Annotated in this window: 19 protein-coding genes; 5 read left to right on the plus strand and 14 right to left on the minus strand. The window is 59.1% G+C overall.

Features of this window, described 5'->3' with window-relative positions:
- Positions 1-15: 15 nt before the first annotated feature.
- The 3 genes from AC2FFD_RS17135 to AC2FFD_RS17145 are packed head-to-tail and all read right to left on the minus strand — an operon-like array spanning position 16 to position 1,923.
- Positions 16-324: a BMC domain-containing protein gene (locus tag AC2FFD_RS17135; protein WP_298846428.1), complete on the minus strand. Its 309-nt coding sequence runs from the start codon at positions 322-324 to the stop codon at positions 16-18.
- A gap of 40 nt (positions 325-364) precedes the next feature.
- Complete coding sequence (locus AC2FFD_RS17140; protein WP_171228436.1) at positions 365-631, minus strand: EutN/CcmL family microcompartment protein; 267 nt, start codon at positions 629-631, stop codon at positions 365-367.
- On the minus strand, positions 631-1,923 hold the full coding sequence (locus tag AC2FFD_RS17145) for a glutamine synthetase family protein (RefSeq protein WP_496873644.1): 1,293 nt from the start codon (positions 1,921-1,923) through the stop codon (positions 631-633). The genes AC2FFD_RS17140 and AC2FFD_RS17145 overlap by 1 nt, the downstream gene beginning before the upstream one ends.
- A gap of 91 nt (positions 1,924-2,014) precedes the next feature.
- Here AC2FFD_RS17145 and AC2FFD_RS17150 point away from each other — a divergent pair, with 91 nt between their 5' ends.
- Entirely contained in the window at positions 2,015-3,154 is a 1,140-nt protein-coding gene (locus tag AC2FFD_RS17150) for an FAD-dependent oxidoreductase (RefSeq protein WP_496873645.1), read from the plus strand.
- Here AC2FFD_RS17150 and AC2FFD_RS17155 read toward each other — a convergent pair.
- The 5 genes from AC2FFD_RS17155 to AC2FFD_RS17175 all read right to left on the minus strand — a co-directional run bounded on the left by AC2FFD_RS17155 (position 3,151) and on the right by AC2FFD_RS17175 (position 7,344).
- Complete coding sequence (locus AC2FFD_RS17155) at positions 3,151-3,501, minus strand: YjiS-like domain-containing protein (protein ID WP_496873646.1); 351 nt, start codon at positions 3,499-3,501, stop codon at positions 3,151-3,153. The genes AC2FFD_RS17150 and AC2FFD_RS17155 overlap by 4 nt on opposite strands.
- An 87-nt stretch (positions 3,502-3,588) precedes the next feature.
- On the minus strand, positions 3,589-4,284 hold the full coding sequence (locus AC2FFD_RS17160) for a type 1 glutamine amidotransferase (RefSeq protein WP_496873647.1): 696 nt from the start codon (positions 4,282-4,284) through the stop codon (positions 3,589-3,591).
- Positions 4,281-5,705, minus strand: coding sequence for an FMN-binding glutamate synthase family protein (locus AC2FFD_RS17165; protein WP_496873648.1), 1,425 nt, complete (start codon positions 5,703-5,705; stop codon positions 4,281-4,283). The genes AC2FFD_RS17160 and AC2FFD_RS17165 overlap by 4 nt, the downstream gene beginning before the upstream one ends.
- Entirely contained in the window at positions 5,690-6,403 is a 714-nt protein-coding gene (locus AC2FFD_RS17170) for a GltB/FmdC/FwdC-like GXGXG domain-containing protein (protein WP_496873649.1), read from the minus strand. Before AC2FFD_RS17170 ends, AC2FFD_RS17165 begins: the two co-directional genes overlap by 16 nt.
- Entirely contained in the window at positions 6,400-7,344 is a 945-nt protein-coding gene (locus tag AC2FFD_RS17175; RefSeq protein WP_496873650.1) for a class II glutamine amidotransferase domain-containing protein, read from the minus strand. Before AC2FFD_RS17175 ends, AC2FFD_RS17170 begins: the two co-directional genes overlap by 4 nt.
- Before the next feature lie 128 nt (positions 7,345-7,472).
- On the opposite strand from AC2FFD_RS17175, the gene AC2FFD_RS17180 reads away from it, so the two are divergent.
- The 3 genes from AC2FFD_RS17180 (at position 7,473) to AC2FFD_RS17190 (ending at position 13,162) form a co-directional block, all read left to right on the plus strand.
- Complete coding sequence (locus AC2FFD_RS17180; protein ID WP_496873651.1) at positions 7,473-8,144, plus strand: GntR family transcriptional regulator; 672 nt, start codon at positions 7,473-7,475, stop codon at positions 8,142-8,144.
- 252 nt (positions 8,145-8,396) lie between these two features.
- Positions 8,397-8,789: a hypothetical protein gene (locus AC2FFD_RS17185; protein ID WP_496873652.1), complete on the plus strand. Its 393-nt coding sequence runs from the start codon at positions 8,397-8,399 to the stop codon at positions 8,787-8,789.
- Between the two features lie 38 nt (positions 8,790-8,827).
- Complete coding sequence (locus AC2FFD_RS17190; RefSeq protein ID WP_496873653.1) at positions 8,828-13,162, plus strand: thiopeptide-type bacteriocin biosynthesis protein; 4,335 nt, start codon at positions 8,828-8,830, stop codon at positions 13,160-13,162.
- 118 nt (positions 13,163-13,280) lie between these two features.
- Here the strand turns inward: AC2FFD_RS17190 and AC2FFD_RS17195 are convergent, their stop codons facing one another.
- From AC2FFD_RS17195 to AC2FFD_RS17220, 6 genes are read right to left on the minus strand one after another with little or no spacing between them, the layout of a single operon-like run.
- Positions 13,281-15,503 (minus strand): geranylgeranyl reductase family protein, encoded by a 2,223-nt coding sequence (locus AC2FFD_RS17195; protein WP_496873654.1) that lies wholly within the window; start codon positions 15,501-15,503, stop codon positions 13,281-13,283.
- 1 nt (position 15,504) lies between these two features.
- Positions 15,505-16,479 (minus strand): polyprenyl synthetase family protein, encoded by a 975-nt coding sequence (locus tag AC2FFD_RS17200; RefSeq protein WP_496873655.1) that lies wholly within the window; start codon positions 16,477-16,479, stop codon positions 15,505-15,507.
- Positions 16,472-16,927: a hypothetical protein gene (locus tag AC2FFD_RS17205; protein ID WP_425077979.1), complete on the minus strand. Its 456-nt coding sequence runs from the start codon at positions 16,925-16,927 to the stop codon at positions 16,472-16,474. Before AC2FFD_RS17205 ends, AC2FFD_RS17200 begins: the two co-directional genes overlap by 8 nt.
- 30 nt (positions 16,928-16,957) lie before the next feature.
- Positions 16,958-18,355 (minus strand): S8 family peptidase, encoded by a 1,398-nt coding sequence (locus AC2FFD_RS17210; RefSeq protein ID WP_496873656.1) that lies wholly within the window; start codon positions 18,353-18,355, stop codon positions 16,958-16,960.
- A 16-nt stretch (positions 18,356-18,371) separates the two neighbouring features.
- Positions 18,372-22,601 carry a PKD domain-containing protein gene (locus AC2FFD_RS17215; RefSeq protein ID WP_496873657.1) on the minus strand — a complete coding sequence of 1,410 codons (4,230 nt, stop codon included), beginning with the start codon at positions 22,599-22,601 and terminating at the stop codon, positions 18,372-18,374.
- A gap of 48 nt (positions 22,602-22,649) precedes the next feature.
- Entirely contained in the window at positions 22,650-23,312 is a 663-nt protein-coding gene (locus tag AC2FFD_RS17220; RefSeq protein WP_496873658.1) for a hypothetical protein, read from the minus strand.
- Between the two features lie 433 nt (positions 23,313-23,745).
- Between AC2FFD_RS17220 and parE the strand changes: the two genes are divergently transcribed.
- Positions 23,746-25,704 carry a DNA topoisomerase IV subunit B gene (gene parE, locus AC2FFD_RS17225; RefSeq protein ID WP_496873659.1) on the plus strand — a complete coding sequence of 653 codons (1,959 nt, stop codon included), beginning with the start codon at positions 23,746-23,748 and terminating at the stop codon, positions 25,702-25,704.
- Positions 25,705-25,726 lie beyond the last annotated feature (22 nt).

Below are 25,726 nucleotides of genomic sequence, written 5' to 3' on the forward strand. Positions count from 1 at the left end.
CCTCAAAGGGGTTGATCAGGCCGACGACCCGGCACCCAGCCCGTCGATGATTGCCTCAAGCTCGTCATGCGGTCGTGCGATCACGTGAACCGAGACCACCTCACCCACCTTGTTGGCCGCTGTCGCGCCTGCGTCGGTGGCGGCCTTGACCGCGCCGACCTCGCCGCGCACAAGCGTCGTCACCAGCCCGCCGCCAGCTTTTGTCTGACCCACAATGGCAACGCTGGCTGCCTTGACCATCGCATCCGCGGCTTCAATCGCGCCGACCAGGCCGCGTGTTTCGATCATGCCCAGGGCCATCTGCCCCGCCAATGGTTTCGCCATTTTCTGTTCCTCCAAAATTAGATGTTTCGCGTATTGTGATTCAGGTCGTCGAGACGCGGTCGATCACCGCGATGATGGCCATGTCTACGGGGGCCGTGGACAACCCGGCCGCCATGCGGGCCGCAGACCCGCTGACAACCAGAACCATGTCCCCAACCCCAGCGCCGCAGGTATCGACCGCAACCCGCGCGGGATCGATCAAGCTGCCCTTGCTGTCGACCAGATCCGTCACCAACAGCTTTGCTCCGACCAGCCTGGCATCCTTGGCAGTTGCCGTGACAGTTCCAGCGACCTTGCCCAAGTGCATCAGAACGCCCTCAGGTAGCGGTCCAGTTCGACCTGGGTGACCTGTTGATTGAAGAATTCCAGCTCTCGCTCGGCCTGTTGCAGGACCAGTTCCCACTGCATTTCGCCCATGACATCGCGCAGCCATTCTGATCCGCGCGCCAGTTTGATGGCGGTTGGCAAATCGGTGGGAATTGGATCTCCGATCCCTTCCTCATACCCGTTGCCTGTCGTCGGCTCAGAAGGGGACAGCCCCTGTTCGATCCCGTCAAGCCCGGCGGCAATCTCGGCCGCAAGCAACAGATACGGGTTGGCGTCTGCACCAGCGTCGCGCTTTTCCACCCGCACGGCGCTGTCCGATCCTTCGATGACCCGAATGCCGACTGTCCGGTTGTCATAGCCCCAGCTCGTGTTGATCGGGCAGAACGTATAGGGCTGGCGACGGCGATATCCGTTGACCGTGCCGCTGCCGCAAATCGCCGTCTCGCACATGCGCTGTTGCAGACCTGCGATGAAGGATTTGCCGATGTCGTTGATCTTGCCCTTTTCGGCAAAGACGTTCTTGCCGTCCTTCCACAGCGAGTAATGCGTATGAAACCCGTTGCCCGATTGATCAAAAAACGGCTTGGGCATGAACGTCGCCAGATAGTCATGCGCAATGCCCAATTGGCGGATCAGGGATTTGAACAGAACGACACGATCCGCAGCTGCCAGAGCTTCACCATAACGAATGTTCACCTCGATCTGGCCGGCTGCGTATTCCGGGTTGGACTGTTCGATGGGAATGCCACATTCATTGATCTGCTGACGGATCGGGCCAACGATGTGTTCCATCCGGGCGGCGCGGCCTAGGCCATAGACCTGGATGCCCGTGTCGCGCGGTTGGCAGGTTTCCGGGTCCAGAAGGTAGAATTCCAGTTCCGTGCCGACATTCACTTCGAACCCCATATCGCGGGCCCGGTCCACCTGCCGCACCAAAGCCTGACGCGGATCGATCGGCACCGGTTTGTGATCCATGCCCTCTGCGCGGCCAAAACAGACGGCCACGCCCGGTTCCCACGGGACGGCGACAGGCTTTGTCATCGGGAAGACATGCATGTCGGGATAACCGTTGTCGAAATTGACATAAGGCGTATCCCAGACGTCGCAGGTCATATCGATCGCCAGCAGCGCAATCGACAGAGCATTGCCGCTTTTGCAGACATGATCCCAATGGCTGGCCGGAATGCGCTTGCCACGCATGATGCCGTTGAGATCCCCGACACCAAGAATGACGGTATGCGTGCCCTCGGGCAGATCAAACCCCGAACTCATTTGCGCGTGCTCCCTGTTTTTAGCTTTATAATTGTTGTATTCTGTATACAGTATTCACAAAGCCGGTCAGGAAACAAGGAAAATCTGCGCCATGTCCAAAAGCTCGGTTATCGTTGTCGGAGGCGGCATAGTTGGCGTCATGACGGCGCTTACACTGCAACGGCGCGGCGAGACCGTGACACTGATCGACAGGTGGGAACCGGGACATTCCCGTGCATCTTCAACAGATTACAACAGAGTGTTCCGTGCCATATCCGGGCGGGACGAGTTCTATACGCGGTGGGCGCGCGAAAGCCGCCTGCGCTGGCTGGAACTGCAGGCCGAAAGCGGCCAGAACCTGATGTACGAATGCGGCGCGTTGATTCTGGCGACTGCGGGACATTGCGATTGGGAAGACGCAACCGCACAAACTTTCGACCGGGTCGGGGTGCCCTACTACAAATTCGGTCAGCAGGATATCGAATCGCGGTTCCCTCAGTTCAAGGTCACCGACATCGAATATGCGCTGTTCGAACCCGAAGCCGGAATGCTGATGGCGCATCGATGCGTTCTGACCGGTTTGGATCTGTTCCGAAAGGCAGGAGGCAAAATACAACGTGGTCGCGTCACCACGGATGGATCGGAACGTCCGATGCTTGACGGCAAACCGCTCGAGGCCGATCTGATCATCATGGCGACCGGCCCATGGATGGCCGACATGTTTCCCAGAACGATCAAGCCGATCTCGACCGTGGTTGGCGTCAATGTCCTCTACACTTCGACACCCGACGGGTCGGAGGATTTCGACATGAGCCGGATGCCCTGCTGGATCGATCACGGGCAAGGGTCATTTGGTCTGCCCTCGTCCGAAGGATCCGGCGTGAAGGCGGCGGTTGTCATCCCGGACAAGATCGATCTGGACAATGATGAACGGCTGATCCGCCAGGAAACGCTGGGCCGCACACGCAGCTATATCCGCCACCGGCTTCCGGGTTTAGAGGGGCAACGTGTCGTGGATTCCAAGTTCAACCAGATCATTCTGACCCCGGACACACATTTCATTGTCGACTGGCACCCCGAGCGTGAAAACGTGCTGTTCGCGGGCGGATGCTCTGGCCATTTGTTCAAGCACGCCCCGGTGTTTGCAGAATTTGCGGCAGGTGTCGGGTTGAAGGATTTTGGGACCGCGGACCGGTTCAAGATCAGCGGCCGCAGAAAGCTGAGCCCGAAGGAAAGCCCCAGCGGACGCTAACCATCCAAGAGGGCGCGATAAATTCCAGCATTTGGGCACTTGCTTTGGGGAAGAACCGCGCCTGCCCGAATGGCCTCGCGGCAGGTTTCAGCCTGAAGGCAATGCCCGCATTTTTCCGCCAATTCCAACCCCAACTCCGGGTGCGCGTTCAGGTCTGCCTCGGTCAGTCCGAATTGTCCGGCCATGGCAAGTATACGCTCTCGTGCCTGCGGTGCGCCCGATCGCAACATGGCCAGATCCGCGCGGGACAACCCAAGGTCTGAAAGCTCCCTGTCACTCAGGTTTTCATCCCGGGGCGAGCTGACGATGCGCGTTATTTTATGAAAGAAATCTGTGTATCCCGACATCTCACGGCCTCCTCCACCACGTTGTGGATACAGTATACACAGTACTTCAGAGCCGGAATTGATCAGGATCAAGCGGGTTCTAAGGTCTCACGGCCCACCGCTGGCATTGTGAAACAATTCAACCGCCTGCGCGGCGGCCAGATCCTTCGGCACATGTGCCGTTTCAAGCGAGGCCAACCCCTCGTCCGCCTCGCGCGTGGTAAGAAACACATCGCGCCCGCGCGCAAATAATTCACGCAGATGGCTTGCCCGGTATTCGGGATGGAACTGCACGGAACGGGCCGAGAAATCATAATCCAAGGCCCCCACCGGGCAGTGATCTGCCGACCCCGTCACCTGCGCCGAAGGCGGAACACGCGTGACCTGATCCTGATGCCAGACAAAGGCATCAACACTGGCTCCGCCATAGTCAAAGCCTCGTGCGCCGACGACGTTGCCGATCTCAGCCTTCCCGGCCTTGCCCCCATAAACGTCCGCCATGATCTGATGGCCAAAGCAGATGCCGAAGACCGGCTTGGCATGGTCCCGACACACCTCCAGGAAAGCGCGAAGGGGCCGCATCCATTCCGTGTCATCATAGACGCCGAACTCGGACCCCCCGACAACAACCCCATCAAAATCCCCGAGCTGTGGCAATGGCACGCCATCGACCACATCCACCGTGGAAAATCGGGCTTCGGGCAGATGCGGTTCAAGCCATGCGCGGATCTGCTGAGCCGTACGCGGCAGACCCTCAAGCAGCGGCAATGGATGGAGGGTCAATTCAAGAAGCGCGATCCTCACCAGTCGAAGGCCCGGTCGATGCCCGCCATCTTGACGCCGGTAAAGGCCGAGGCCTGAAAACTGAGCGCGCGCAGATCTTCGGTTTCCAGATTGTGCACCGAGGATTTGCCGCAGGCCTTGGCAAGCGCCGTGATCTCCATTGTCATCGCGGTCAGGTACCGCGCGACACGCTCTGCACCCGCATGCGGGTTCATACGCGCTTCAAGGTCAGGGTCCTGCGTTGCGATTCCGACCGGGCAGCGGCCCGTATGGCAGTGATGGCACGCCCCCGGCGATGTGCCAAGCGCCTTATAGTCGTCCAGATATCTGGGAGTGTTGCATCCCAGCGCGACCATCGCGGCGTTCCCGATCATGACCGCGTCTGCCCCAAGCGCCAGACATTTGGCCGCGTCCACACCTGATCGAATACCCCCTGCGGCGACAAGCGAGACCTTGCCGCTCATCCCACACTCATCCAACGCTTCACGTGCCGCGCGTATGGCGCTCATGGTCGGTATGCCCGTGTGATTCAGCAGCAACTCGGGTGACGCACCGGTGCCGCCTTCGGCCCCGTCAACCACAACCACATCTGCTCCCGCTTTTGCAGCCACGGCCACGTCGAACCGCGGCCGCGTGGCCCCCATCTTGATGAAGATCGGCACCTGATAGTTCGTGGCGATCCGCAATTCCTCGATCTTGACCGCCAGATCGTCGGCCCCAAGAAAATCCGGATGCCGGATGGTGGATCGCTGATCGACCCCTTCGGGCAAAGTACGCATCTCGCTGACGCGCGGGCTGACTTTCATACCCAGCAGCAGACCGCCGGTGCCCGGCTTGGCCCCCTGCCCCACAACAATCTCCAAGGCATCGGCGCGGCGCAGGTGATCCAGATCGACCCCATAGCGGGCGGGCGACATCTGGTAGAGCAGGCGTTGGGAGGCTTCGCGCTCCTCTTCCAGCATGCCGCCTTCGCCGGTACAGGTCATGGTGCCCACCTTCGAGGCCCCATAGCCAAGCGACGCTTTGGCCGAGGCCGAAAGCGCGCCGAAAGACATCGATGCGATATAGATCGGGATTTTCAGTTCCAGTGGCCGTTCCACCAATCCGCGCCCGCCGCCCAGAACTGTCGTTGTATCGCAGCTCTCGCGGTATCCTTCCAGCGGCAGGCGGGTCATTGTCGCCGGGACAAATGTCAAATCGTCGAATGTCGGCAACTGCTTGTTGAACGTGTTGTAGCCACGAACCTGATACCGCCCAAGCTGCGCCAAAGCGTGAACTTCCGATATCGCCTCGGGCGTCCAGCGGGTCGATCCCCCCTCATCATAAGACGAAGGCACACCGGCCGGTCGTCCATCGACCGCGCCTGCGTCGCGGAACCTTATTTCTTCCTCGGGCGCGACTTCGAATGGATACTCATAGGGTTTACTCAGATCATGAGCCATGCGCTTGCGTCCCTGCTTTCAAAATACCAAAGACGCTGGCCAGAAACCATTTTGCGCCAGTTACGAGAGCTGTCGACCAGCCCCAAAGGGTCAAGGATCGCATCGACCTCGGCCACCTCTTCGGCAGTGGGTTCGATCACGTCGACGTCCACGCCCAGACTGTCAACTTCGCCTGCGACCCAAACCTCGCCTTCCCACAACGCGTCAGCACAGGATTCACCCGCACCGCCCAGTGCAATGATACGTCCCGCATGCGCCATGAAACCGGATTGGTATCCGATCCTGCCCTCGACCACGATGTTGCCGCCCTTCATGGCAACACCGACACGTGGCCCGGCATCACCTTTGATATGGATGGTGCCGCCAATCATCGCCGCCCCGCAGGACATGCCCGCATAGCCGCCGACAGTGATGTGCCCCTTGGCCATCCCCTCGCCCACGGCCCACCCGCAATTGCGTTCGATGGAGATGTTGGCGCCAGTGTTCAGACCGCCGCAATAGTATCCCACCGAACCTTCGAAAGTGATGTCCACATTGTCCGGCAGACCCACGCCCAGATTGTGCCGCGACAGCGTATCGACAACCCGGATCGGCCGTCCCGATGCGCAGGCGGCCATGATATCCCGGTTCACCTCACGAATATGCCGCTTGCCAACTTCGATGACGATCTCATCCATCTGTCTTGCCACCTCACTCATACTGCCATGCTCCGATTGCCGACGCCCCAGATGCCGGTCAGCGACGGGCCATCATAGTTGATCACGTCGCATTCCTCGGTCATCACGCGACGAACAGCCTGTTCCTCGGTCGCGGCGGCCAGATCCCCATTGCGATTGACCACAACCAGTGGCTTCATCGCGAACCGATCCTTGGCAAAGCCGATCCCGTCCGGCGTTGCGATCATGTATGTAAATACACCGTCGATAGAGGTAATCGACTTCTTCAGCGCCTGCTCCATCGTCAGGCCAGCTTTCATCTGGTCGCTGACCCAGACCGCAATCAGCTCGCTGTCATTCTCGGTCAAAAAGCGATAGCCCTTCCGGCTCAGCTTGTCGCGCCAGGTGAAATAGTCAGTGATCTGGCCGTTATGCACGATCGCCACATCCGAGAAGGGTCGTGCCCAGAACGGATGCGAAGCGTTGGGAAGGACCGAGCTTTCCGTCGCAAGCCGCGCATGACCCAGACCATGGGTGCCGATGATGTCACGTACGCCATGTTTTTCGGCAACTGCTTCGGCCCCGCCGATATCCTTGATGATCTCAAGGCTCCGGCCGCAGGACTGCACTTCGAACCGGTCCGTCAGTTCATCTGCATCCCGCACCCAGGCCTGCAAATCAGTCGGGTCCGAGATTTCCGCCCGGAAGCAATAATGCCGGTTCTCATCAGCTACGATCTTCGGGTCAGACAGAAAGCCAGAGCCGTGATCTTTCAAAACCGCCTCAAACGCATTCAGGTCAGCATCCTGCCGGGATTTATCAAAACCCATCCCCCGCAAAACGTATCCGGTGTCTCGTGGTGGTCCATAAACTGCAAACCCGGTGCTGTCTGCGCCACGGTGTTCCTGCGCGTCCATAAGATCCACCAGATCTGCTCCGACCTGCCCGGGTGCGGTAAGAATCCTTCCAGCAATACCACACATGAAGTGCTCCCTGTTCAATTGCTCCTGTATACTGTATACAGTACACGAGCAATAGCAAGCCCATTCGCCTTGGCACCAGATGCTTTTTTGAATACAGAATTCACAAAACACGGAAAGAGAGGCTCCGAGTGGCTCTGAAACAGATAAAGACACAGCGCAGACGGCTGGCGGACGAGGTTTATGATCAACTGGTCGAAGCCATAATGAGCCGCGAAATCTCTACCGAAGATCGATTGGTTCAGGAAAAGCTGGCAGCAGAGCTGAATATCAGCCGTACTCCGGTTCGCGAGGCCCTGATGCGGCTGGAAACCGAAGGGGTTCTGGAAGTCGCCGCAAGCGGTGGATTCCGGCTGGCACGCATGGATCAAACCGAAGTCCGGCAACTGTATCAGGCCCGCGCCGCAATCGAAGGTCAGGCCGCCCGGATACTTGCGGCCCACGCAGACCCCAAGGTTCTGGACGGTCTGCGCGAATTGATTCGTCGTGAAGAAAACCTGACCAACCCTACGACGCGCGACTATTTCATTGCCAACCGACGCATTCACCGCGCCTTCATGGTTGAAGCGGGAAACAAATTCCTGCTGGACATGTTCGACATGATATGGGGCAAGGCCATGGCCTTTCACCTGTTTTCCGCCATCGAAAATGTCGATATCTCACAGTCTCTGGGTGATCATCAGGCGCTTGTCGACGCGATTGAAACCGGAGACGTGACAGAAGCATTGGAAACCTTCACCGCCCATATTCAGGCCGGGTTCGATTTGCAGATCGAGGGGCTGAAAGAGGCGGACAACGGGTGATGCACGCACCCACTGGCAAGATTGGCCGTGCCGGTTCGCATGGCTGACACCAGCTCATGGTCGCTGACGATACCACGGGGCAACTGTGCGCTGCTCTGCCTGCTCCATGACAAAATGATCATTTTCGTCTATTATTGAAATCTCTCATTGCAAAGACCCTCCGATTCCATCGGAGTTGATATTTGAACGACACGTTTTTCCACAGGCGGTCCCAAGTCGACTATTCGACCACCTCAGATTCCGGAGAGAGAAATGAGTGCTGACGAAAACGACAATCGCAAAGAACACGATTACACCGAAAGCGAGAAGACAGATCCGGAATGCCGGTCTGTCGATGACAGGCTGACCGCGATCGAGCAACGCCTCGACCAGTTGATGCGTGTCATGGAACCCGGCCCGGAAGACAGGCTGGAAACCGTCGAACATCGCGTGGACGCGCTTTTGACATCCATCGAATCCCTGGGCGAACTGGGGGATCATTCTTCTGGTTTCAATCCTAAGTCCACCGGTCCTGCCTTTGGCTTCGTTGACGCCGGCAGCGTTGGCGCTCCGACGCGCCGCACTTTCAGCTGGGCCAAAAATTGCTGCAAGAATTGGTGCAGCATCCGTGCCAGCAGCAAAGGGTGCCATCCAAACGCCTGCTGAATGGCAAACCTCGCTTGGCCGGGAAGCTGTTTTGTTCAATGTCTATTTTATCAACGCGGATTGATGCGGCAATATGGTCCATTGCAGGGTCGATTGTTGCGGCTCCGATCAGAACTGATGCAATCGGGCTTGGAAGCGCTGTCGCCGGAGAGGCGCTGGCATTGCTGGCGGCAGACAGGTTTCTCGATGACGATCGGGTGCGATCCGCTGCGTCACGTCGCCTTTCGACCATCTGGGCGCGCGACCGAGAACTGCGCGGAGCCCCTGTTTCACTGTTCGATGGCCGCGCCGGTCTTGGGTTGCTGGCCTGTCAGGCCCTGGACGCCAATCCGAACGATCCCGATGCGCAACTGGCGCTCGACCGTGCCCTGCGTTCGGTTGCGCAACGCCTTCTCGAAGCTCCGTGGATGGGACATTTCGATCACGTTTCCGGGCTTGCAGGCATATCCGTATTTCTTTGCGAACCGAAATCCCAAACGGCCCGTCTTGGGGGAAAGACGCTGTGTTTGCGTTTGGCAGAGGAGCTTTGGAGGCACTCGGCCCGAACAGAGCGGGGATTGGCGTGGACAGAACCCTTTTCCTCTCCGGAAGACGAGGCCGGCTCCCAGAAGACAACGCGGTACCTCGTCAACATGGGGCTGGCGCATGGTTCTCCCGGCGCTGTTCTGGCTCTGACCCGTTTGGGTCGGCGGCACGCGTTCACGCCACGACACATCGAAGACCTCAAAGACGCGGTCCTGTTTCTTCTTTCGCATCGGGGCGCGTTTTCGGACAGCGGTCTGTCATCCTGTTTCCCCTGCATGTCAGCGCTCAGTCACGCGTGGGAGGTACCGTCACGACTTGCGTGGTGTTACGGCGACCTTGGGATCATCTATACCGCACTCGCGGCGGCGGCGCTGGTGGGGATGGAAGACGAAATACGCGACATCACATCGCGGGTTCTGATATCCTGCGTCGACAGACCTTTTCCTGAGACGGGTATCAATGATGGCGGGCTGTGCCATGGCGATGCCGGAATTGTGGTGATGGCCCTTGCCATTCGATCGCTTTATCCCGAAGCAGACGTCGATCCCCTGATCGAAAAGCACGCCGAACGGCTTCTGACCCTCGTTGAGCGCGAATTGAGCCCGGACGGGCTTCCCGCGATCGGCGCAGGCTGGAAGACGTTTCAATCGACGGACCTTCTGACCGGGTCGAGCGGCGTTTTGTTGGCACTGCTTGCCCTACGGGACGCGGGTTACCTCGGATATCTGAAGTTCATGGGGCTGGATGTTGAACAGAATGTGCACCGTCCCTCCCAACCAGAACCGCGCAGCGCTCGTCCTTTCCTCGGAATTCGTGTTTGTTTGCGTTCGCCGCAGCACGATCTTGGCGGAGTCACAAAAAGCACCCGAAAAAAGGATCTGGAAAGGCGTGCATCAGATTTAGTTCGCGATCCGGCCTTTGCCATGTCGTTGCACATTGCACGACCCGGTTTCTTTTCGAAGGTCATGCGGGAAATCGAAAAAGGCGAAGGCCTCTCCCCCGCAGTCCTCGGCACATTGTTTCGGTTTGTTTACAGAATGTGTTTTCGCCCGACGCCGTTTGGTGCATTCGCGGCAGTAGGCGCGGCAGTGCCTGTTGCAGGCAAGGATATCATCACCGTGGCAGACCACCATCTGGATATGGATCTGGACTGTGGATTTTTGACACATATTGCCGCCGGACTCGCCGAGACGCAAAGAACGAGTGTGCGATGCAATCCATCGGCCTGGTGGGAACAGGACGTTCTGCACTGGATAACCAACGGTGATCTCGACGGGCCCTGGAACCACGAACAGATCATTGCAGCGGCGGATTCCGATCTGGCAGAGTTCATCTTTGACGTAGATTCCGTCCCGGTTTCCGATCTGGAAACGGCCCTCGACGACCGCCCTTTCAAATCTGCCGTGACGATCTCGGATCTCTGTCGGTCCGAGGCTCTGATACCACAGAAAGATCCAATACTTCTGGGGCATGACGCAACCGGCAGAACACTGAAGCGGCTGGAAAGAGATATGGCCGCGCCACAAAAGAGAGGCGTGGCGGCGCTCGGGCATGTTCTTGATGCCGCACGTGAAAACCCTTCAATGAGCGCGTTGAAGCAACTGGGGCGAACTGCGGACTCTCTTGCGCCGGGTTGGACCGGTGATTTTCTTCATGTCGATGCGCATTGCGTCGGCATGTTGGAAGTACCAAACCGCGCGGTGCAAGCGCTGGCCAACGCATGGAACTTATTGGAAAAGGTTGGCTTTCGCGTGCCAAAGCCAAACCGTTTTCTGGAATTTGAACGGCGTTTCCTTGACCGGTATGGTGACCGCGCCGTGTTGCTGGGTCAGGCCGTGGATGCCGAAAGCGGGCTTGCATATCTCGGCATGCCGTTGCGAATGGATTTCGTTACGGGTACGGGGTCGTCAAGTGATGCCCCCATGCACAACCATCCGGAATTTCCGCTGGAAACCGATTGGGAGGCGCGCGAATGGGGGCTTTCCGCGCAGGATATCGAGATCCTGCATGCCCACAACCATGCCCACAACACAGGTCAGGCCCCACTCGCAATTCAGGATGGCGTTCTCTTGGGCAAGGTAGGGCGCAGTTCCGGGCACAAGCCAGTCTGGACAGCCTATCCCGAGGGAATTTTTCCGGGCGGGCCAAAGGCGATTTTCGGCCGTTTCTCAAGGCGAAATCAGTTGATCGCAGACGTGTTGATGCAACACAGCCCCACGCGTGAAGAGGATTCGACAATTGTCGAAGCAGACATCCTGTGTGCCACCGACCCTCGGTCATCAAACATCCTGAGACGCGCCAGCCTTTCCCGGTTTGTTATCGAGATCCTCGGCGACAGCGGGTTGCCGCCGGAAAGGAGGATTCCGCTTCACGATCTGTGGATCCGTCACGATGGCAGTCGGTTCCGACTGTTCTGGGGCGGCCAAAACGTCGAGGTCATTCCACAGCTGCATGCTGCCCACCAAAGCCCTCCCGGGGCTCCGGCGGTCTATCTTCTGCTCATCGACATCGCGATGCACATGAGGCAAACGACGGTGATCTGGTCATGGCAATCGCAAAGCAATCGGAACCGGCTGCCCAGAGTCTGTGCTGGAAACGTGATCCTTGCGCCGCAACGGTGGCGGCTTTGTGTTCCGACAGAGGTGATCAGATCGGGCAAAGAGGAAAGCTGGCTGGAAACAACGCGGCAAAAACTGGAATTGCCGCGATATATAGCCCCCACGGATGAGGCCAGCGACATGGCCACGCCATGGGATCTGGACAACCCCTTTTCCACTGCGAACCTGATCAAGACGTTGAAAAAAGGGCCTCTTTCGATCTGCGAGTGCCCTCCAACGCCCAAGGATTGGTGGATCGACTCGCCGCAAGGTCGATTGGCCTCTGAACTGGTTTTTGCCCCTGCAAAGCCAGTTGATGCGCCCTATGTCGAATACGATGTCAACCCGGCCGCATGGCAACCGTTGGGACACGGCGCTGAAGAGGCTGGATCATGGTTGTATCTGCGGCTTTTCGGGGATGCCATGAAGCTGGAACAGTTCCTGAAACTGCAATCTAACAGGTTGGCGCTGTGGCAGAATCGCAACCTGATCGAGAATTGGTTCTTCGTTAGATACGCAGACCCAGAGCTTGAACTGCGCCTCCGCCTCAAGTTCCCAAACGACCATGACAGAGCTCTGAGGAACAGGGTGCTTGTTCACTTGCAGAAGACGGCCGGAGGATTGGTAGACAGATTTCTTGTTGATGAGTACCTGCCTGAAACGGCGCGGTACGGCGGAGAACTGGGGCTCGGCGCCTGCGAGAGGATATTCGGCGCCGACTCGATCGCTGCGCTTGACGTGCTTAACGATCCGAAGATCAGCCGATCCCGGCGATGGATGGCGTCAGTCGCCAGTATCGATGCCCTGTTTGAGGATTTGGAACTGCCCACAGGTGTTCGGCTGGCGATCTCCGAGCGCTGTTCACAATACTACGGCGGCGGCCCGGCGTCGCGCCGGATTGCGCGGCGGGCCACTGGAAAGGAATGGAAAAGTGCATGCGTTGTTCTGAGTGAACTTGGTGTGGGCAAGGGCATTCATTCGCGGCCATCGCGCTGGAACGCACGTGCGGCCAGGCTTCATCCGGATCTCGGACGTCTCCAACGAGAAGAACAGGATGGCCGGTTGGGAAGCAGCTTGGCCGACATTCTGGGAAGCCTCGCTCATATGTCCATCAACCGGATCCTTCACTGGGGAACTGCCGCAGAAGAGGCGGTTATCCTTGAGGCGCTGTGTCGGCACTATCGAACCAAATTGTACCACGGCTGGAAATCGTCACAGGCGGAATTCAAACGGCATCAGAACAGGACCTGAACTGCCCCTCTGAAGTGTGTGCAATCGACGGATACCTCGCCCCCCGAATGAAGTGCCCAACAAGGACTGGATCGCGCTTCGGACCAAGACGGGACACCTCGGAACCTGCATCACACCTTTACAGCACGCGGCGTTTCGGAACCTGCCGACTGACCGCGTAGCCTGCGAGCGCCGAAAGCGATTTTGCCACGCCGCCCCGTGGCACGGGGCTGAGTGCTGCGATTGCCTGATCGCGGTATTCTTCAGGCAATTGCTGCCTCTTGATATGGCGCGTGGCCGGGGAAAGCTCTGCCAAAAACCGCGCGGGGTCGCGGTGGCTAAGGAAAGCACGGGCTGCCGCGCCCCCTGTTTGCCCCCGCGTCGCCTCGAGAATAGGCACGCTGAATAGCCCGCTGGAAAGGTCTGACGCAAAAGGTGTGCTGCCCGCAGGGCGGTCCAGGGCAAGTTCATCCTCGGTCAGCAGGTAAGCCAGGCCAAGATTTTCGCCATAATCGCGAAGGGCGGCTGACAGATCGTTTTGTTCGGCAAGCATCGCACCGAGTTCGCAAGGCAGTCGAAAAAATGCAGCCATACATTGCCGCATCTGCGCGATGCGCATTTCGACCGCCAGATCCGGTTGCCATGCGGTCCGAAGCTCGGACACTCGGCCTTCACATGCCGATGCCATGGCGCTCAGAATTGATGGCACCAGATCCGGGCAGCTTCGTGCGCCGACTTCGTGCGCCTTCGCCAACAAATAGTCGCCTGTCAGTATCCCAAGCTTGTCGCCCCAGTTGGCCTTGGCGTCGGCTGTTGCTGCGGCAGCGTCGATCCCTCGAATGCCGCTTTGGGCAAGAAATCCCAAATACGCGAGTTCCAGCGCCGTGGCCGCGGCCCGACGTCTTTTTGCCTCGACATCACCCAGATAGGACGTCAGCAAAAGCAACAGCGAAGGTCGAAAGGCAACCATGTCAGCCCGCTTGCCCGCGAAGGACATGCGCGTCAGAAACGGCCAATCGGTGCGCACGATGTGATTGAGGCGCGCGCCCACATCGCGCAGGTCGTCCCCAAGCGGCATCTCGGGCACTCGCACAAGGGGCGATACGTCATCCAACATGGCGCTTTCCACATCACCGCCAGTGCCTTCAGGCACCAAAACGGCACGGCGCAGCATGTTGTGAACCGGCTTTTCGCTTTCGAACGTATCGTCCAACACGCGCCAGATGAACTCGTATCGGCGGCTTGCGCGGTTCCCGAGCGTGAAGTACCCGGCAAAGCGATCCCCCAGCAGAAGCGCATAGTCTTCCGCTGCCACCCAGGGGCCTGCCCCGGTGCGGAGGCACCGATCAGTGGTTTGCGCCGCAAGCGCACCGGATTCCAGCGCAAAGCTGATTCCTTCGCCTGTAAACGGGCTGATAAGACCGGCGGCGTCCCCAACCAGCAACAGACCCGAGTTGGCGGCACGTTCCGGTGCGAAATCGAACCTCAGCGGTGCCCCCAAGGTCATACCGGACAATTGAATGCCCGAATATTCTGGATAATCCTTGCGGAGCACGTCCAGAAATTGATCGAAAAGGGTCCTGACATTGGTGTCAAACGCCCGACAGAACAGTCCGACACCGACATTTGCAGTTCCCTTCCCCGTTGGGAACGCCCAGCCATAGGACGGCAACAAATACCGGTCCGTAACATCAGTCAACGGCAGCATTATTTCGAGCAGTGGCGGAGTATCACCGCAGCCATCGACATAACCGCGAAGCGCCGTGCCGTAGCCTTGCTCGGGTGTTTCCCGCAATCCCGCCGCTTTCGCCAATCGAGACGCGGCACCGTCTGCGGCGATGACCGTATACCCGGTCAGAACCATTGTCGTGCCATCCTGCATGTGCGCACTGACGCCTGTGACAGTCCCGCTTTCATCCGTTACCAGATCGTCGGCGCGGCATTTCGGCAAGAAAGCTGCACCTTCCGCACGGGCCTGACGCAAAAGACAGTCATCCAGTATCAAACGGGGCACAACCAGCCCATAGTCGTCTTCGCCCTCGTATCGAAAATCCCGGTGGCCCCTGTTGCGCATATGGACGCGCACACCTTCGACCTCCTGCTGATCGGTTAGCGCGGACAGAATGCCGAGGCGTTTCAACTGAGAGATGCCGGACCGGGTGATTCCGTCTCCACAGCTTTTGTCCCGAGGGAAATCCTCACGGTCGACCAGAATGACCTTTCGACCTCTGCGTGCCAGTTCGATGGCGGCAGCGCTGCCGCCGGGCCCCGCACCGACAATGATGGCGTCCCAAGTCTCGGCCGCGGCCTCCTTGGGCGTCGCAAGCGGCAGATCGTCGGCAAAAGGGCCGTAGCCGTCCATGTCAGGCCCGCCTTTCGACAGAAAGCCGGGCGAGGTTTGCCAGCGAGTCGCGCAGCACATGATCGTCAAGCCCGGCAATGACCTTGACGGCCGCTTCAGATTTGTGCCGCGCCAACTGTTCCGTAGCTTCGACCGCGCCCGAATTGCGAATGATCTCTACAGCACGCGAAATATCCGCATCCTGCATGTCGGCCAGCCTCAACCTGGCCCGCAATTCATCGGCGGCCTGTCCGTTCTGACCCAGGCACAGGAGCACCGGCATCGTATACGCCCCTTCGCGCAGATCAGAGGCGGACCCTTTCCCAAGTTCCGCACTGCTTGCAATGTAGTCCAGAACATCGTCGCGAAGCTGAAACGCCAGGCCAAGGCACTTTGAATAGGTGATCAGTGCGTCTCGATCCTGATCACTTACGTCAGCCAACAGCGCCCCCAGCGATGCGGCGAGGACAAACAGTTCGGCCGTCTTGCCCTCAAGCATTTCAAGATGCTCTTCAATGGTCCAATCGGCGTTGTAGGCGTTTTCTGCTTCGCGCAACTGCCCAAGACACAGCGCGGTACAGTGTTTGCCGGCCAGCTCGGAGGCTGTGGGGCTGACGGAATCCAACAGGTTTATTGCACGGGCCAGAATGAATGTTCCGGCGAAGCTGGCGATGGGCGAAGACCAGCGACGGTTCACGCTTTCCGCTCCACGCCGAAGTTCGGCCCGGTCCATGACATCGTCATGATAGAGCGACGCCACATGGATCATTTCGACAGCCGCCGCCGCCTGAATTGCGCGCTTGCGGCCTTCTGTGTCGGTGAGGCTTCGTGCTGTAAGCAGCAGAAGAATTGGCCGCAACCGTTTTCCGCCGGCCCCGATAAGCCAGTGTGCAATCTCTTCGAACCCCGGCTGGTCCGAGGCGACGGCATCCAACATGGATGCTTCAACCTGGGGTATCGTGGCCCGGACCTGTTCGTCTTGCAACCAGTCAGACATCCGCGATCTTGCGGAACTGCGCCAGCGTCTTCTGCAAACGCTTCGACCTGAGCGCCGCTTCGGAGTTCCTGATGAAACTGTCATAGCCTTCGTGCAACGCTGCGGACTCGGCGCGAACAACAATCTCTCCACGGTGGAAGGCGTCGATCACAGTCATCCTGCCTTCGGAAATGGCTACAAGTGCTTCCGGTGAGATCGCGCCGACGCCCCGACCCTTCCCTTTGTGTTTTTGGTTCGGGTTGATGTGAACTTCACCGCTCATCACCGAAACTTCGACCGACCCCATACCAAAAACACCAACCGTTGCACTGGCGCCCTCGTACTGCTTGACCAGTTCAGCATATTCCTTCTTGGCGTCCGCCTTGAAACCCGCCAAAGCATCTTCGGCCAGTTTTTCGACTGCCTTTGCACCCTCTTCCGGCTGCATCCGCTGTTCATAGTCTGCCACGTTCGTATCCTCCGTTCCAAAATATCCAAATCAGACCGAGCCGACCGCCGCCCGAGCATCCACACGCCCGGCACCCTGCTGCGTGGTCGGTGCGCCGATATCGACGGCGGTGGCCATGAGAACTGCCTTGATGTCAGCCGGCAGCAGCGTCGGGTTTCGCTGCAACATCAGCGCCGCGACCCCGGCGACATGGGGGCAAGCCATGGAGGTGCCGCTGGCCTCGAGATGAAGCGGATCTATCACCGTCGCGCCGCCATTCATGTCATTGCCGGTCGCCGATCGCGACGCAACGATATCCACGCCAGGGGCGGTGACATCCGGTTTGTCGCGCCCATCCGGCGTTGGTCCGGGACTGGAGAAGCCGGCCATTTTGTCACTGTCGTCACTTGCGCCGACGGTAATCACGCTCTGCGCAATACCCGGACAGCGAATGCGCGTGTCATAGGTGCCGCAACTGTCATTGCCCTCGTTGCCCGCGGCCACCACGAAGGTCACCCCGGCGGTCGAAGCCGCATCAGCGGCGACACATAAAACGCATGTCCCGTCCGGATCGACCCAATTGCCGTTTCTGTGGGAAAAGCCCCAGGAATTGGAAAGAACATCCATCCCGTCCGCCACGGCCTGTTGAATTGCCGCAACGCAGTTGGGAGCGTTGCCGCTGCCGAATTGGTTCAAAAGCTTGTAATCGTGAATGACCGCCCCCGTGGCGATACCACGGAACGTCGCGCCATTGCTGGCAACAACGCCCGCGCAATGGGTCCCGTGCCCATTCAGGTCTCCCAGCCCCTCGCCGGTAAAATCCTGTTGCGTGCCGAAATTCCCGGCAAGTTCAGGATGCGTCTGGTCCACGCCCGTATCCAGAACGGCAACATCCACTTCGCCTCCGTTGATCCCGCTGGCCTCCACGACATCGGCATTGATCAGCGGACGGCTGTTATCCAGATCAATCAGGATTTGATTCTTGCAATGAGCCACCTTCAGAACATCGGCGCGCCCGGCAATATCTGTCAGGCGCTGATCATCGGCCCAGACCACTAGGCTGTGGTTCAGCCAAAAGGTCTGCTCGACCTCGATTTCACGCTCGCCAAAGCTCTTGGCAATCTTTCCCACCACGTCTTCGCCATGGCGGCGATGTTGCATGATCGAACGGCGGCGTTGGCGTCGGTCGAACGCTCGGGGCGCGCGATCAGGTGATGTCCTGCCGCTGCGCAGCAAGACCAGCACACGATGCCGGGGAAGCTGGGCTGTTTCCGTTTGGCCAAGCAGGGCGTTCAGGCGCGCCTCTTTTCGGTTGGCCAAGAGGTCGCGCAGAACAATGCTGTCCATTTTGGAGATGGACTCGCTGCCAAACTCGCTACGAAGCTTCTCGATTTCACGACGTTCCGCTCTTTCGAAGCGATCAACGTGTTCCCGGCTTAACTCGGTCATTTCGTGCTCCTTTGGATCATGGTCTTATGGGGTTTTCAGGAATGGCCTGGCGCTCGGTGGAGTGGGTGATCATCACCACGGAAGGATCGTTGGCCATTGTCGCGATGGCCCCGGGCGAAAGTTCAACGGCAACACTGTCGATCAGCCACAGTTCGGTAATCCCGGCACCGCCCAGGTTTTCCAGAGTACCGACCAGGGGCCGTGTGCGTCGGCGGAAGTAATCTTCGCGTGCCTTTGTTTCGGCGCGCCGGAAAGAGGGCGCATTGCCTTCCGTGTCTGGCGCCAAGCGCAATATGACCTGCACCGAGTGCCCATCACCACCGTCTGTTACGGCCTTCGCCAATTCCGATTGCAGCTGCGTGTCCAGCTTGCCCCACGCCGCCTCGGACAAACCAAACGGACGGTTGCTGTTGGTTCCGGTCACGGTGCCATCCTCCTCGATCGCCGCCACGCTGAACATAGCCGGGGCGACGGCACGATCGAAGCGCGGGTTAACGACAATGCCTGGCCCCGGTTCAGGCTCTGCCGAAGGCGTACTGCGCGGGTGTTCCGGCCGGAAACACAGTTCGATCAACGCTGCTTCCTGCGCGCGCATGGCGATTGTAACCATGCCGCTTGCCTGAATCTCGATGACCTGCACCCCCTGCTGCTGCGTTCCTGTCTGGGTCGTCAGGACATTGCCCGCCGCATCAAGTGCGATGATCGTTATGGGCTTTCCGCCAGCAAAGCTCAGCTTGAGGCGGGCCCAGTCAGCGACGACCGGCAGATGGGCAAAAACACCGGCGATGGAAAGCAACAGTTTGGGTGTGCCTTGCGGCTGGAACCCGCCAATGATCTGAAGAAGGCTGCCTTTGGTCGGCAGGAACCGCACTCCGCCAACGTTCAATACCGGATGGCGGGAAGGCAGTTTCTGGCCGCGAAAATCAATGCAACGTTCACGCGGGGGAATTTCCGGATCGGGCTTCGGCTGGTCAGGGCAATGCGGTTGAATCGCGATGAACGCACAATCATCAATGTACCCAAGCACATCGTTGCGCGGATCATCTCCGCTGAGTTCAAGAAATACCGTTACGGCTTCGGCTTCCGCCGTCACGCGGCCCCGCAATTGCCGCCAAGAACCGTCAAGGTCGCCAGTCCACCATTCCACCCAGGGTGCCCGCGGATCATCACCTCCGCGCGGATCCAACCCCAGAGCATAGCTGCCTGCACTGCGGGCTTCTGTTGTGAACCAACACGAGAACTCATAATCCCATCCCGGGTTTGAACCCAGCGATTGCCACAGGCCAACACGAAGACCGCGCTGCGCGATGACCCGTTGGGATCTGTCGCCGGTCCGGACGATGCAAACTTCGCAGTCAAAGGCATCGGCGGGGATCGGGGCCAATTGCGGAACGGGATTTCCCTTTCCGGCGTGAAAGGCTGCCAAGTCGGTCAGCCATGCATAGGGTGTCCAGAACCGACCGACATTGCCCGCCGGAAGCGAACGGAAACCATCTTCGAAACCGGGATTCAGCAGATGCACGACCCGGACGGTCAGGTCATCCTGACCAAAGGCGCCATCGTCATCCATGACGGTACAGATGGCCCGGAAGTCACCACAGTTTTCATAGATATGTGAGGCGGTCGCCGTGCCTTCGGCTGCCGGTGGCTCGTTCGTTTCCTCGATCAGGGCGGTGCGGGGTTCGCTGCAATCGCCGAAATCCCACTTGGCTGTATGCGTGTCACACCAGCCGGGATCCCGGAAATCGGCGACAAGCGTGATCGGTGTGCAGACATACGCATAAAGATCCGGGCCAGCTTCGACTTTGGGCGGAACATTGGTAACGGTGACACGCAGGGTGTCGATGGCCTCGCCCCCATTGACGTCGCGAATACGCACCGTGACCGTGTATTCGCCATTATCGCACCAGGCATGGGTCACGGTCGACGTGCCTGTCGCCGCAGGAGGAGCATTGGTTTCGGAAATCACACCGGGTTTCGGCGCGTGGTGATCACCGAAATACCACATGGATTCGTGGGTGTCGGGGTATTCGACGTCTCGGAACCGCGCGACCAGAGTGACCTCTTCGCCCTCCTGCACCGTCAGATCCGGTCCGGCATCCACTGTCGGCGGCACGTTTTCGACGGTAACAAGCGAGAAACTGCGACTGCGCGCGCCGCCCGGCTGGTTCATCGTCAGCGCATGTTTTGCGGTATAGACGCCACTCGCCGCATAGACATGCTGAATCGAGGGCAAGACCGCGGCCGGTGTCCCGTCACCCGGCATCCATTCGTACCCCGCGTCAGGATGTTCATTCACAGCCGCAAGCGACATGGCCGATGCGGCCGCACCCGACCGTGCCCCACCCGAATCCGCCGGGACGACATCCGTTGCTTCGCAACTGCTTATGACAGTGAAATCTCCGGCGATTTCAAGACCGTCGGTATCAATCACGATCGGGTCCGAGAATACCGCTTCGACCCGCCCGATCCTGGCAAGGTTTTCCGGCCAGCCGGTGATGCCCGTAACCGTATTCGTAACTTCATCTGACAGGATTTCGCTGCCCATGCTTTCGGCAATACCGCGGACGACAAGGGCCACGATCACAACGATCAGTGCGCCCAGAATTCCGAAAGCGCCGAACGACAGTATCGCGGCGATTGCCGTCAGCACCCAAAGCAGCACGGATTCTTCGGGATCGACATCGCTGTCGATTTCAAAGTGATCCATTTGCTGCCCGCCGTCTGGGCCCAGCGAACCGTTCGGCTGCCAGCGCAAACCGACGTCGTTGAAAAAGTCGGCATCCACATCAATGCTGCCCAGGATCGCATCCACGACCGTCACTTTGCCCGATATTCTGATCGCCCCCGCCCTGAGGCTCACGTCCAGATCGGTCAGCCGGACTTCGCGCCCGTCAGGTGTAAACGTCTTCGGAAGGTCATCATCCGACAACTCGGCTTCGATGCGCGCCGTTTCAATCGATGCTTCGACCTGGGCCGCGCTGATGGCAATTGCAAAATCCCTGTCGGCCGGAATGAAATTGGCAAGCCCGCCCACGTCACCGCCACCATCATCGTTCAAGGCGATGGCCAGAAACTCGTTTGTCACTCCGACGGTGATACTGTCGACTTCAAACTCTTCGTCCGTTGCCTCCGGTCCCCAGATGTAAACGAAGTCGCGTGCTTCCAGATCCCGGTGAAAGAAGTCGCCGATGAATTCTTCGATCTCGGCCACGGTCGGGGCAGCAATGGAAATCTCGCCCAGGCCACTGGCCAGTTCCTGCCCGCGCGACACCAGTTCGCTGGAAATCTGGGCGTCGAGGTCAATCGCGACCAACGGGATTGCCGCAAGCTGATCGCGGTTATCGATATAGTTGTCACCCTCTGGCCCATATTCCGGACCGGCCGGATTGATCGCGTCCACGGTGACGATGGCCGCATTCAAATCCGTGCGGAACTCTGAACCGACCCGGCTGAAAGGTGCCGTGATGTTGATCCGCGTTTCGATCCCCATGGGATCCTGCGGATTGAAAAAGAGCTGTACGGCCGGACCGACAACAATGTTGAACATCCGCAGATAGACCGGCAGCGAAATGGTTATGTCACCGCCGGACACGGTGGTTTCAATATCGTGCGCCGCAACCGAGTCGTCGTTGAAGATTTCCGCATGGACATCCGTCGTCAACGCTCCCAAGGCAAATGGCAGCGCGGTCTCATCGATGACATGGGGAATGGATGGGAAGGCCGGGTCAATCGGTCCGCCGGGGCCACCGTTCTCATAGGCTTTGTCCACGAATTCACTTGCGAACAATTCGATGTTGGACGCAATCGGATCGCCGCTGGTCAGCGTTGCGGACACCTGGCTGCGAGGCAGACCGTCCAACAGCCATCCCACATCCTGCCGCCCGGGGATCAGACCGATCGGCGCAGCCGCAGCAAGATCGGCCGTCATCGTCAGCATTTGCGCGGAAGGAACCGGGGGATTTTCGATTTCGATCTGGATCAGGACACCAAGTTGAATTTCGGCACCGGTGATGTCCGGGCGCAGGCTGGCGTCCAACTGGTCTTCGGGAATCTGAACCGAACCGTCAGCTACGACGAAACCGCCAAAGGTTTCACCTGCGGCAACATCCATGAATTCGGGAATGCGGCCTTCATCGCCGGGATCATCGTCGCATTCCGCGGACTTCCACGCCCCCCGAATGACCTTTCGCAGGACCTCTTCCGAGGCTTCGACGACAACTTCATATCCTCTTGTATTTGCCATCCTGACGTCCTCGGTGTGACGGCGCGAGGGAATCGCGCCCGGGTGTCTTCAAGCAGTGCCGGTGACAACGGCGCGGGGCGTGATATTGACCAGCCTGCGTTTCCCGGTTCGCACGGCACGATACAGCGCCTCGGTCGCAAAACGCGGTGTCGACGCATCAAGTTGCCGGTAGGCAAGCAGCGGAGAGATGATTTTGTGCGCCTTGCCCAGTGCTTCCAGCGGGTCGGGAATCTTCGCGGGCTCGATCAGACTTGGATCGAGCCCGGCGACGGATTTGCCCTTGGCTTTCCCGGGAAACCGGCGCGCGATTTCCGATGCCTTGACCCTTGCCACCTTCACTTTGGAGGTGGAAGAACGCACTTTTCGCGTCGGCAAGGACAACGGAGACAGGTCAGGGCGTTTTGAAGCATCATCGACCAGCTTCAACTCGTCGAAAAGCACCACAGCCAGATCCTGTTCCTGCCCGGGGTCAAATTCATGCCCGGACGCGGCGAAAATCTTTTTCCGCAAGCTTTTACGTTCGACGATCTGTTTCTTGGAAAACCGCGCCCTGTCCTCCAGCTCGAGCCGACCTGAAAGATCCAGATCGAACCCAAGTTCCTCAAGCGCCAACACGGGGTTAATCAGCGCAGCACGAGCAAGCTCTGGGGTGACATTCAAACGGGCAGCAATATCATGCACTGCTGCCTGAACGTCCTGAAACGTAGCCATAGCAGCCTTCCAATTACGAATAAACGTAACTCTTGAACGCTTGGAACCAATAGAAAGATAATTTGGGAGTCTGCCTTCACGATATATTTTTAATGCGATTCCGTCAATGAGCCCGAGGCGTCGCAAGGCTGACTTGCATCCGATCGCATAACGGTATCTGACATGTCGCTGGTTGTATCGGACGGGTTTGCCGTGAAAAATGCAAAGGGAATACAGGCCCCGACCATCTAGCGATAACAGCAGTACAGAACCTTCCCGCGCCATGGCCGGGGGTGGTGATTTCAAGCAAAGCCGCCGATCGTGACGTCCGCCAAATTGTGCAAGCAAACCGCGGCCCCGCGCCTTTAAACCACCCACAACACCTCGCGCCCCTCTTCCCCCGGACCACATCACCTGCCATAATGGGGGAAACTCAAAAACAAGAGCAGCACCCATGCCCGACGATCTGTTGACGCCAGAAGCGACCACAACTTATGACGCCTCCTCGATCGAGGTGCTCGAAGGTTTGGAACCGGTCCGCAAGCGACCCGGCATGTATATCGGCGGCACGGATGAGCGCGCTTTGCACCATATGGTGGCCGAGATCCTCGACAACTCGATGGACGAGGCCGTGGCCGGCCACGCCAACCGCATCGAGGTGGAACTGCACGCCGATTACGCCCTGACCGTGCGCGACAATGGGCGCGGCATTCCGATCGATCCGCACCCCAAGTTTCCTGACAAATCCGCGCTCGAGGTGATCCTGTGTACTCTGCACGCGGGCGGCAAGTTCTCGGGCAAAGCGTATCAGACCTCGGGCGGGTTGCACGGCGTGGGCGCCTCGGTGGTGAACGCGCTGTCGGATTCGATGGTCGTTCAGGTCGCCCGCGACAAGCAACTGTACGAACAACGTTTCTCGCGCGGTGTCCCACTGGGACCTGTCGAAAAGGTCGGCGCCGCCCCCAACCGGCGCGGCACCACAGTCACCTTCCACGCTGACGACCAGATATTCGGACACCACCGGTTCAAACCCGCGCGCCTGTTCAAGTCGATCCGCTCCAAAGCCTACCTGTTCTCGGGCGTGGAAATCCGCTGGAAATCCGCCATCGACGACGGCGAAACCCCCACCGAGGCCACCTTCCACTTCCCGGGCGGGCTGTCGGACTACCTGAAAGAAACGATGAACGGATCGTCGACCTATGCCGAGCAGCCCTTTGCCGGCACCGTGGACTTTCAGGAGAAATTCGGAACCCCAGGCAAGGTGGAATGGGCGATCAACTGGACGCCCTCGCGCGACGGCTTCATCCAGTCCTACTGCAACACCGTTCCGACGCCCGAGGGCGGCACCCATGTGGCCGGGTTCTGGGCCGCGATCCTCAAGGGGATCAAGGCTTATGGCGAGTTGATCAACAACAAGAAAGCCGCGCAGATCACGCGTGAAGACCTGATCACCGGGGGCTGCGCGCTGGTGTCATGCTTCATCCGCGAACCCGAATTCGTGGGCCAGACCAAAGACCGCCTTGCCACGGTCGAGGCGCAGCGGCTGGTCGAAAACGCGGTCCGCGACCATTTCGACAACTGGCTGGCCGCCGACACGAAATCCGCCGGCGCGATCCTCGACTTCCTGATCCTGCGGGCCGAAGAACGCCTGCGCCGACGGGCCGAGAAGGAAACACAACGCAAGTCCGCCACTAAGAAACTTCGTCTTCCCGGCAAGCTGGTGGACTGTTCCAGTTCAACACGCGAAGGCACCGAACTATTCATCGTCGAGGGCGACTCGGCGGGCGGCTCGGCCAAAATGGGGCGCGACCGCAAAACGCAGGCCCTGCTGCCCTTGCGCGGCAAGATCCTCAACGTGCTGGGCGCAGCCAGTTCAAAACTGGGCACCAATGCCGAGATCAACGACCTGACGCAGGCGCTGGGCGTTGGGCTGGGCAGCAAGTTCAACCTCGACGACCTGCGCTATGACAAGGTCATCATCATGACCGACGCCGACGTGGACGGCGCGCATATCGCGTCCTTGCTGATGACATTCTTCTTCACCCAGATGCGCCCGATGATTGACGCGGGCCACCTGTACCTGGCCTGCCCGCCTCTGTATCGTCTGACCCAAGGCGCCAAGCGGGTTTACTGTCTGGACGAGGCCGAGCGGGACGAATGGCTGAAAAAAGGTCTGGGCGGCAAGGGCAAGATCGACGTGTCCCGCTTCAAGGGTCTTGGTGAGATGGACGCCAAGGACCTGAAAGAGACCACGATGGACCCCGCGTCCCGGAAATTGATCCGGGTCACCATTGACGAGGACGAACCCGGCGAGACCGGCGATCTTGTCGAGCGTCTGATGGGCAAGAAGCCCGAACTGCGGTTCCAATACATTCAGGAGAACGCGCGGTTTGTGGAGGAGCTGGATGTTTGAGGATTGTCAAGATCGTATAGTG

The organism is Ruegeria sp. YTSC002, assembly GCF_059609845.1.